This is a genomic window from Alloalcanivorax profundimaris (genome assembly GCF_015265435.1).
In the GTDB taxonomy this organism is placed as follows: Bacteria; Pseudomonadota; Gammaproteobacteria; order Pseudomonadales; family Alcanivoracaceae; genus Alloalcanivorax; species Alloalcanivorax profundimaris.
Map to the genome: position 1 here is coordinate 372,104 of NZ_JABJWH010000020.1, position 9,439 is coordinate 381,542.

Annotated in this window: 10 protein-coding genes; 9 read left to right on the plus strand and 1 reads right to left on the minus strand. The window is 68.5% G+C overall.

Features of this window, described 5'->3' with window-relative positions:
* Positions 1-38 precede the first annotated feature (38 nt).
* The 9 genes from yrfG (at position 39) to HMJ39_RS12155 (ending at position 8,838) form a co-directional block, all read left to right on the plus strand.
* On the plus strand, positions 39-692 hold the full coding sequence (gene yrfG / locus HMJ39_RS12115) for a GMP/IMP nucleotidase (RefSeq protein WP_194297513.1): 654 nt from the start codon (positions 39-41) through the stop codon (positions 690-692).
* A complete protein-coding gene (locus HMJ39_RS12120; protein WP_194297514.1) occupies positions 689-1,084 on the plus strand; it encodes an RNA-binding S4 domain-containing protein in 396 nt (131 codons plus the stop codon). Before yrfG ends, HMJ39_RS12120 begins: the two co-directional genes overlap by 4 nt.
* Positions 1,081-1,956, plus strand: a complete 876-nt coding sequence (gene hslO, locus HMJ39_RS12125) for an Hsp33 family molecular chaperone HslO (RefSeq protein WP_161384617.1) — start codon at positions 1,081-1,083, stop codon at positions 1,954-1,956. The genes HMJ39_RS12120 and hslO overlap by 4 nt, the downstream gene beginning before the upstream one ends.
* A gap of 100 nt (positions 1,957-2,056) precedes the next feature.
* On the plus strand, positions 2,057-3,601 hold the full coding sequence (locus HMJ39_RS12130) for a phosphoenolpyruvate carboxykinase (RefSeq protein WP_194297515.1): 1,545 nt from the start codon (positions 2,057-2,059) through the stop codon (positions 3,599-3,601).
* A 161-nt stretch (positions 3,602-3,762) separates the two neighbouring features.
* Positions 3,763-5,055, plus strand: coding sequence for an NAD(P)/FAD-dependent oxidoreductase (locus tag HMJ39_RS12135; protein WP_194297516.1), 1,293 nt, complete (start codon positions 3,763-3,765; stop codon positions 5,053-5,055).
* A 39-nt stretch (positions 5,056-5,094) separates the two neighbouring features.
* A complete protein-coding gene (locus tag HMJ39_RS12140) occupies positions 5,095-6,030 on the plus strand; it encodes a YihY/virulence factor BrkB family protein (RefSeq protein WP_194297517.1) in 936 nt (311 codons plus the stop codon).
* A 102-nt stretch (positions 6,031-6,132) separates the two neighbouring features.
* The gene (locus tag HMJ39_RS12145; protein ID WP_194297518.1) at positions 6,133-6,921 is read left to right on the plus strand and encodes a glucose 1-dehydrogenase; all 789 of its coding nucleotides are present in this window, start codon (positions 6,133-6,135) and stop codon (positions 6,919-6,921) included.
* 31 nt (positions 6,922-6,952) lie between these two features.
* Positions 6,953-7,612, plus strand: coding sequence for a glutathione S-transferase family protein (locus HMJ39_RS12150; protein WP_194297519.1), 660 nt, complete (start codon positions 6,953-6,955; stop codon positions 7,610-7,612).
* Between the two features lie 77 nt (positions 7,613-7,689).
* Positions 7,690-8,838, plus strand: a complete 1,149-nt coding sequence (locus HMJ39_RS12155) for a PQQ-dependent sugar dehydrogenase (RefSeq protein WP_194297520.1) — start codon at positions 7,690-7,692, stop codon at positions 8,836-8,838.
* Here the strand turns inward: HMJ39_RS12155 and HMJ39_RS18900 are convergent.
* The coding region (locus HMJ39_RS18900; RefSeq protein WP_228462311.1) for an aminotransferase class I/II-fold pyridoxal phosphate-dependent enzyme at positions 8,835-9,439 on the minus strand (605 nt) is incomplete at its 5' end. The two genes, HMJ39_RS12155 and HMJ39_RS18900, sit on opposite strands and share 4 nt — an antisense overlap.

Genomic DNA, 9,439 nt, shown 5'->3' on the forward strand with positions numbered 1-9,439 from the left:
TGCGCCCTCGGCGGATCGCGGCTGACGCAGGCAAGGCAATGATCGACTGGACAGACATCGACACCGTGTTGCTGGATATGGACGGCACCCTGCTGGACCTGGCCTTCGACAACTGGTTCTGGCTGCGCCACGTGCCCGAGCAGTACGCGCTCAGCCGCGGCCTGGCGTACCCGGAGGCGGAGCGCCTGCTGCACGGATGGATCGCCAGCCACCTGGGCACCCTGAACTGGTACTGCCTGGATTTCTGGACCCGCGAACTGAACCTGAACATCGCCGGGCTGAAACGCGCGGCGGCCCATCGCATCAGCGTACGCCCCGGCGCCGAGGCGTTCCTGACGGCGCTGGCGGAGAGCCCGCGCCGGGTGATCATGGTCACCAACGCCCACCGCGAGGGTCTGGAACTGAAGCTGGAACGCACCGGCATCGACCGTTATTTCGACGCCCTGGTGTCCAGCCATGACTACGGCCACCCCAAGGAGGCCCAGGACTTCTGGCAGCGGCTGCGCGACCAGCATCCGTTCGACCCGGAACGGGCCCTGCTGGTGGACGATTCCCTGCCGGTGCTGCACTCCGGCCGTCGCTACGGCCTGGGGCACCTGGCCAGCATCCGCCAGCCGGATTCCAGCCTGCCGGCACGGGCCGATACCGATCCCTTCCCGGCCATCGACGACTTCCTGCGGGTGCTGCCATGAGCGATGGCACCCGGGTTGATTCCTGGCTATGGGCGGCCCGTTTCTTCAAGACCCGGGGCCAGGCCAAGCAGGCCATCGAGGGCGGCAAGGTGCAGGTGGACGGCAGCAAGGCCAAGCCCAGCAAGGCGGTGCAACCGGGCACCGTGCTCGATATCCGCAAGGGCGACGTTCAATGGACGGTGGTGGTGGAGGGGCTGAGCAACAAACGCGGCCCGGCCAGCGCCGCCCAGCAGTTATACCGGGAAACCGAGGACAGCATCGCCCTGCGCGAGCAGGGCGCCGAGCGCCGCCGGCTGGCGCGCCTGGCCGCCCCGGTGCCCGACCACAAACCCAGCAAGAAGGAGCGCCGCGACCTGGCGCGCTTCCGACGCGACCACGAAGGTGACCTGTGACCGACAACCCGGCAGCCGACCAAAAGCAACGCTTCCTGTTTCCCGATTCCGACATCCGTGGCGAGCTGGTGCGCCTGGACCGCAGCCTGGCCGAGGTACTGGGCGCCCACGACTACCCGATGGCGGTCCAGGGCCTGGTGGGCGAGGCGGTGGCCGCCGTGGCCCTGCTCACCGGCACCCTCAAGTTCGAAGGCCGGCTGAGCCTGCAGGCCCAGGGCCGGGGCCCGGTGTCCCTGCTGCTCGCCGAATGCACCCACGACGGCCAGCTGCGCGCCCTGGCGCGCCACGACGAGCGCGCCGCCGACTGCCCGCCCACGGTGGCGGGTCTGATCGGCGACGGCACCATGGTGATCACCATCACCCCGGATCGCGGCCGCCAGTACCAGGGCATCGTGCCCCTGGAAGGCGACACCCTGGCGCGCTGCCTGGAGGGCTATTTCCAGCAGTCCGAGCAGCTGCCCACGCGGCTGTGGCTGGCCGCCGGCAACGGCCGGGCGGCGGGCATGCTGCTGCAGCGCTTGCCGGACCGCGCCGCCGGCGCCGAGCACAACGCCGAACACTGGCAACACCTGGAAACCCTGGCCGACACCCTGACCATGGAGGAGTTGCTGGACCTGGACACCGAAACGGTGCTGCGCCGGCTGTTCCACGAAACCCCGCCCCGGCTGCCGGCGCCCCAGCCGCTGCGCTTCGGCTGCACCTGCTCCCGGGAGCGCACCCGCAACGCCCTGCTGTCGCTGGGCGCCGCCGAAATCCGCCAGCTCCTGGACGAGGACGGCGAAGCCACCCTGACCTGCGACTTCTGCCTGTCCCGGGAGCACTTCGACGCCGTGGATCTGGCCGAGCTGGCCCGCGAGGCGGAAGCCCGGTAACAGGACATGACAACGGCCCGGGCGGCGTCGCCAGCGGGCCGCTTTTCTGTCATAATCGCGCGCCTGTCAGCGTAGCCAGGCGGAAAGCCCAGGAAGAACCATGACCAATCCTATGACCTATAACGATCTCAGCCCGGCTCAGCTCGTCGAGCTGGCCATTCAGCGCAACGAAGGCCGCCTCTCCGATAGCGGCGCCCTGGTGGTGGAAACCGGCCACCGCACCGGCCGGTCCCCCATGGACCGTTTCATCGTCGATGAGCCCAGCACCAGCGAGCACATCCATTGGGGCCCCATCAACCGCCCGTTCGAGGCGGACAAATTCGACGCGCTGTGGGATCGGGTCGCGGCCTTCACCGCCGAGGACGACACCTTCGTGTCCCACCTGCACGTGGGCGCCGACACCGACCACTACCTGCCGGTGAAGGTCACCGCCCAGACCGCCTGGCACAATCTGTTCGCCAACACCCTGTTCATCCGCCCGGAGAAGTACAACCCGCGCGCCAAGGAAGAGTGGCAGATCCTGCACGCGGTGAACTTCCAGTGCGAACCGGAGCGCGACGGCACCAACTCCGACGGCTGCGTGATCTTCAACTTCGCCCAGCGCAAGATTCTGATCGCCGGCATGCGCTACGCCGGTGAAATGAAGAAGGCCATGTTCGCGGCGCAGAACTTCCTGCTGCCGGAAAAGGACGTGCTGCCCATGCACTGCTCCGCCAACGTCGGCGAGAACGGCGACGTGGCCCTGTTCTTCGGCCTCTCCGGCACCGGCAAGACCACCCTGTCCGCGGACCCGGCCCGTTACCTGATCGGTGACGACGAGCACGGCTGGGGCAAGGACGTGGTGTTCAACATCGAGGGCGGCTGCTACGCCAAGTGCATCGACCTGAGCCAGAAGAACGAACCGATCATCTGGGACGCGATCCGCTTCGGCGCGGTGCTGGAAAACGTGATCCTCAACGAGGAAACCCGGGTGCCGGACTACAATGATGTGTCCCTGACCGAGAACACCCGCGCCGCCTATCCGCTGGAAAACGTGGAAAAGCGCGTGATCGAGAACCACGCCGGCGAACCCAAGCACGTGATCTTCCTGACCTGCGACCTGACCGGCGTGCTGCCGCCGGTGTCGCGGCTCACCCACGAAGGCGCCGCCTACCACTTCCTGAGCGGCTACACCGCCCTGGTGGGCTCCACCGAGGTGGGCGCCGGCAAGGGCATCAAGAGCACCTTCTCCACCTGCTTCGGCGCGCCCTTCTTCCCGCGCCGCGCCGGCGAATACGCCGAGCTGCTGATCAAGCGGGTCAAGGAATTCGGCTCCAAGGTGTACCTGGTCAACACCGGCTGGACCGGCGGCCCCTACGGCGAGGGCGAGCGTTTCAGCATCCCCACCACCCGTGGCGTGATCGATGCCATTCTCAGCGGTGAGCTGGACGAGGCGGAGACCGAGCACCTGGACATCATCAACCTGGACGTGCCCAAGAGCGTGCCCGGGGTGGACGACAAGCTGCTCCAGCCCAAGGCCACCTGGGCCAACCCGGAAAACTACGAGGCCAGCGCCCGTGACCTGGCCCGCCAGTTCGCGGCCAACTTCTCCGAGAAGTACGCGGACGTCTCCGACGACATTCGCGCCGCCGGCCCCCAGGCCTGAGCCGCCGGCTCCGGCCCTGGAAAAAGCCCGCCCCTCGGCGGGCTTTTTCGTTTGCGACCCTCTGACCCACGGGTCAAAAGTCGAAAAACAGTCCCAAGGGACGATTTCACGCCTTTACCCCGCGGCGTTAGACTGGCCGCCGTGACGCAAGGAGTCCATTGATGAGCAAACCCAAGATTGTCGTGGTCGGCGGCGGCGCCGGCGGCCTGCCGCTGGTCACCCAGCTGGGCCGCAAGCTCGGCAAGTACGGCCGCGCCGACATCACCCTGGTGGACGCCAGCAGCATTCATGTGTGGAAGCCACGCTTCCACGAGGTGGCCACCGGTGCCATCGACGCGGACCTGGACGCGGTGGACTACCGCGCCCACGCGCGCCTTAACCATTACCGCTTCGAACCGGGCACCCTGACCCGGGTGGACAAGGCCCGCCGCGCCCTGGTGCTGGCGCCGATCACCGACGCCGACGGCGCGCAGGTGCTGCCGGAACGGGAGCTCGCCTACGACTACCTGGTGATCGCGGTGGGCAGCCAGAGCAACGACTTCGGCACCCCCGGGGTGCGCGAACACTGCCTGTTCATGGACACCCGCGCCCAGGCGGAACGCTTCCGCGAGCGCTTCATGAACACCTGCCTGCAGGCCAACTACCGCAACGACCCGGTGTCCGTGGCCATCGTCGGCGGCGGCGCCACCGGCGTGGAACTGGCCGCGGAGATCCACCACGCGGTGGCCATGCTCAAGCTCTACGGCCACGAGCACCTGGACCGCAAGCAACTCAAGGTGACCGTGGTGGAAGCCCTGCCGCGCATCCTGCCGGCGCTCTCCGAACGGGTTTCCGCCGCCGCCCGGGAACGCCTGGAAAGCCTGGGCGTGACCGTGCGCACCGGCGTCATGGTGGCCGAGGCCAACGAGCACGCCCTGATCACCAAGGACGGCGACACCCTGGATTCGGATCTGATGGTGTGGGCCGCCGGCGTCAAGGCGCCGGAATTCCTCGGCAAGCTGGAAGGCTTCCAGGTCAACAAGATCAACCAGATCGAAGTGGAGCCCACCCTGCAGGCCAAGGGCGACGAGCGGGTGTTCGTGATCGGCGACTGCGCCTTCTTCAAGCCGGAAGGCGCCGAGAAGCCGATTCCGCCGCGCGCTCAGTCCGCCCAGCAGATGGCCCACCACACCGCCAAGAACCTGCAGCGCCTGCTGATGAACCGGGACGCCAAGCCGTTCGAGTACCGCGACCACGGCTCCCTGGTTTCACTGTCCAATTACAGCTCCGTGGGCATGCTGATGGGCAACCTGAAGGGCGGCAACTTCTTCGTCGAGGGCTGGCTGGCGCGCATCATGTACGTGGGTCTGTACCGCATGCACCAGGCGGCCCTGTACGGCTGGCCGCGCACCCTGATGCTGCTGGCCGCCGGCCGCTTCAGCAAACTGGTGCGCCCGCGCCTGAAACTGCACTGACCCCCGCCACCCCGGCGGGCTGGCCAACGGGGACCCGCGATGAAAACAGTGGTGCGTGACTGGTTCGGCGTATTCCGCGAAGCGGTACGCTTCTGGATGGACGCCAACGCCATCAGTTACGCCGGCGCGCTGGCGTTCTTCACCCTGTTTTCCATCGCTCCGGTGGTGATTCTGGCGGTGCAGGTGATCGGCCTGGTGATGAGCACCGACGCGGCCATGGCCCAGATCATGGCGCAGCTCAACGACACCGTGGGCCCGGAGGCGGCGCAAACCGTCCGCGACGCGGTGGAACGCAGCCGCCTGGACAGCAGCGGCATCGTTCCCACTTTGATCGGCATCGGCGCCATGCTGGTGGGCGCCACCACGGTGTTCGGCCAGATGCAGCGCTCCCTGAACAACATCTGGGACCTGGCGCCGCGCCCCTCCCGCAACACCATCCTGGCGCTGCTCAAGAGCCGGCTGATGTCGCTCACCGTGGTGCTCTCCATCGGCTTCGTGCTGCTGGTGTCGCTGTTTCTCAGCGTGCTGGTGCAAAGCGTGATGGTGTTCGCCCGGGACTGGCTGCCGATCCCGGCGGGCCTGGCGGTGGGCCTGGAAAGCCTGGTGTCGGTGGCGGTGATCACGCTGCTGTTCGCCACCATCTTCAAGGTACTGCCCGATGCGGTGCTGCGCTGGCGGGACGTGCGCCTGGGGGCCCTGATCACCGCCCTGCTGTTCATCCTCGGCCGCTTCCTGATCGCCTTTTATCTGTCGCACACCGCCACCGCCTCCACCTACGGCGCCGCCGGCTCCCTGGTGCTGCTGTTGCTGTGGGTCTACTACTCGTCGCTGATTCTGCTGTTCGGCGCCGCCATCACCCGCGCCCACACCGAGGCCCGGGGCGTGCGGGTACAACCCAGCGCCAGCGCGGTACGCGTCTACCGCCGCTTCACCGAGAACCCGGCCGACGACCACCCAGCGGAGCCGCCGGCCTGAGCCCGGAGGCGCCAGTCACTACTTTCTTGGCGCTTTTGACAATGCCGGCCCGGCCCGCCAATCCGCTACAGTAGTCATTCAATAACAACGGAGAACAGCGCCATGGGCGATCAAGGGCTGGCCGGCAAGGCCATCGTGATAACCGGAGCGGGCTCGGGCATCGGCCGGGTCACCGCCGAACAGCTGGCCGCCGAAGGCGCCCGCCTGATGCTCGGCGACATCGACGTCGACGCCGCCGAATCCGCCGCCCGGACGATCCGCGCCGCCGGAGGCGAGGCCCGCGCCCAGCGGGTGGACGTGACCCGGGACGACCAGGTCGCCGCCCTGGTGGAGGCGACCCTGGACGCCTACGGCGGCCTGGACGGCGCCTTCAACAACGCCGGCATCGAGGAAGAAAACCACAAGGTGGCGGAGGTGGACGAGGCCCTGTTCGACCGGGTCATGGCCATCAACGTGAAGGGCGTGTGGCTGTGCATGAAGCACCAGACCGCCGCCATGGCCGCCCACGGCGGCGGCAGCATCGTCAACACCGCCTCCGTGGCCGGGCTGGTGGGCGCGCCGCGCAAGGCGGCCTACGCCGGCAGCAAGCACGCCGTGGTGGGCATGACCAAGAGCGTGGCCGCAGAGTACGCCCGCCAGGGCATCCGCGTGAACACCGTCTGCCCGGGCATCATCCGCACCGCCATGATGGAGCGCGCCATCGAGCAGGCGGCCCGGGCCGGCTACGCCAGCGAGGAAAAGCAACGCCAGTTCCACGCCGCCATGCACCCCCTGGGCCGGGTCGGCGAAGCCGGCGAAGTGGCCGAGGCGGTGCGGTGGCTGCTGTCCGGCGCGTCTTCCTTCGTCACCGGCCACCAGCTCGCCGTGGACGGCGGGCTCACCGCGCTTTAACCCCTTACCTTTCTTTTTCGGGAGAAACCGGATGCTGAAATTGCACGGCTTCGACGCCAGCAACTACGTGAACATGGTGAAATTCGTCCTGCTGGAGAAGGGCGTGCCCTTCGAGCAGGTCACCCTCTACCCGTCCCAGGAGGACACCGTCCTGGCGGTCAGCCCGATGGGCAAGGTGCCGGTGCTGGAAACCGACCAGGGCACCCTGTGCGAAACCAGCGTGATCCTGGAATACCTGGACGACACCACCGACGGCCCCGCCTTCTACCCGGCGGACCCGTTCCAGCGCGCCCGGATCAAGGAACTGGCCAAGCTGGTGGAGCTGTACATCGAGCTGCCCGCCCGCCGCTGCTACCCGGAAGTGTTCTTCGGCGGCCGGGTCAGCGACGAAACCAAGGAACAGACCCGCGAGGCCCTGCTCAAGGGCATCCGCGCGCTCAACCGGGTGGCGGACTTCTCGCCGTACCTGGCCGGCGACCAGCTCAGCGCCGCCGACGCCCTGTTCCTGTACAGCGCCGACCTGGCCAAGGCCGTGGCCGGCAAGCTGTTCGGGCTGGACCTGCTCGCCGAAGCGCCGGGCAGCGCCGAGCTGCTCAAGCAGCTGAATGAGCGCGACAGCGCCAAACGGGTGGCCGCCGACCGCGACGCCGCCATGGAAAAATTCCTCAAATACGCCCGCGGCGGCAAATAACACCCCGGCGGCCGCTTCACGCCCCCATGGCGGCGTGTCATGCTCCATGGCGACTCTCCCTTCGTTTCGAGGTCGCCATGCCGCTGACATTCCGCCTGTTTCCCGCCGCCCTGCTCACCACCCTCTTCACCACCACGGTCGCTGGCTGCGCCGGCGCCGACGCGCCCCTGACACCCCGGGAGGACGACGGCCTGACCGCCACCCCGCTGGTGGAGGGGCTCGCGCCCCCCTGGTCCCTGGCGTTCCTGCCGGACGGTGAATGGCTGATCACCGAGCGGCGCGGCACCCTGCGCCGGGTGGTGGACGGCGCTCTGCGAAGCGAACCGGTGACCGGCGTGCCCGAGGTGGTGGCCAAGGGCCAGGGCGGCCTGTTCGACGTGCTCCCGCACCCGGATTTCGCCGACAACCAGCGGCTCTACCTGAGCTACGCCAAACCCTGCGACGGCGGCGGCGCCACCACCGCCGTGGGCCAGGGCCGCTATCGGGACGGCGCCCTTGAGGACTTCCAGGACCTGTTCGTCGCCGAGAGCGCCTGCACCGACACCGCCAAGCACTTCGGCGGCCGCATCGTCATCGACGCCGATGGCTACCTGTTCCTCACCGTGGGCGACCGGGGTCAGCGCGAGCGCGCCCAGGACAACAGCGAGCACGGCGGCAGTGTGCTGCGCCTGCACGATGACGGCCGGATCCCCGAGGACAACCCGCTGGTGGGCAACACTGGCGCCCAACCGGAAATCTGGAGCTGGGGCCACCGCAATCCCCAAGGTCTGGCCCTGCACCCGGACACCGGCGAGCCCTGGCTCAACGAACACGGCCCCCGTGGCGGCGACGAGATCAACCGGGTGGAAGCCGGCGTCAACTACGGCTGGCCGGTGATCACCTACGGCAAGGAATACTACGGCCCCACCATCGGCGAGGAGAAGAAGGACGGCTACGCCCAGCCACTGCACTACTGGGTACCCTCCATCGCCCCCTCGGGCCTGGCCTTCGTGACCAGTGAGCGCTACCCGGACTGGCACGGCGACGCCCTGTCCGGCGCCCTCAAGCTCACCCACCTGAACCGGGTGCGCTTCGACGACACCCGGGCGGTGGAGGAAGTGCGCTACCTGGGCGAGCGGGACGAACGCATCCGCGATGCGCGCCAGGGTCCGGACGGCCACCTCTACCTGCTCACCGACAGCCCGGACGGCAAGCTGCTGCGTCTGAACCCGCCGGCGGACGGCTAGCCGCCCGGCGGGGTACCCAGAGCCCGCGCCAGGGCGTCGACGCCGGGACCCACGGCGCTATCGGGCAAAGCGCCGAACCCCAGCAACAGGCCCGGCGGCGCCTCCCCCTGGTAGAAATCGTCCAGGGCCAGCACGGTGGCGTCGGCGGTGGCCAGGCGGCGGCGCCAATCCGGGGCCGGATCGCGCAGCCGCACCGCCAAATGGATGCCGGCCAGGGCCGGCAAAGGACGCCACCGCTCAGGGTGCGCGGCCAGGGCCTCCCGCAAGGCATCACGCCGGCGCTGATAGATCCGTTGCATGCGCTGCAGATGGCGGGCGAAATCCCCCTGGCCGATCAGGTGCGCCAGGGCGCGTTGATTGAGATCGCCGCCGTACCCGTCCGCCAGCCGGCGGGCGCCGGTCAGAGCTTGGCGCAAACCTTCCGGCATCACCACATAGCCCAGCCGCAGGGCCGGATGCAGCACCTTGGAGAAAGTGCCGAGATAGGCCACCCGCTGATCCCGATCCAGGCTCTTGAGAGCTTCCAGGGGCCGCCCCTCGAAACGGTACTCGCCATCGTAGTCGTCCTCGACGATCAACCAGTCGTGGGGGGGGGGGGGGG

Excerpts from the sequence above, each read along its gene's own strand:
- HMJ39_RS12145 (WP_194297518.1), top strand. The coding sequence starts at position 6,133 with ATGGGCGATCAAGGGCTGGCCGGCAAGGCCATCGTGATAACCGGAGCG.
- HMJ39_RS12155 (WP_194297520.1), top strand. The coding sequence starts at position 7,690 with ATGCCGCTGACATTCCGCCTGTTTCCCGCCGCCCTGCTCACCACCCTC.
- yrfG (WP_194297513.1), top strand. The coding sequence starts at position 39 with ATGATCGACTGGACAGACATCGACACCGTGTTGCTGGATATGGACGGC.
- HMJ39_RS12130 (WP_194297515.1), top strand. The coding sequence starts at position 2,057 with ATGACCAATCCTATGACCTATAACGATCTCAGCCCGGCTCAGCTCGTC.
- HMJ39_RS12135 (WP_194297516.1), top strand. The coding sequence starts at position 3,763 with ATGAGCAAACCCAAGATTGTCGTGGTCGGCGGCGGCGCCGGCGGCCTG.
- HMJ39_RS12120 (WP_194297514.1), top strand. The coding sequence starts at position 689 with ATGAGCGATGGCACCCGGGTTGATTCCTGGCTATGGGCGGCCCGTTTC.
- HMJ39_RS12140 (WP_194297517.1), top strand. The coding sequence starts at position 5,095 with ATGAAAACAGTGGTGCGTGACTGGTTCGGCGTATTCCGCGAAGCGGTA.
- HMJ39_RS12150 (WP_194297519.1), top strand. The coding sequence starts at position 6,953 with ATGCTGAAATTGCACGGCTTCGACGCCAGCAACTACGTGAACATGGTG.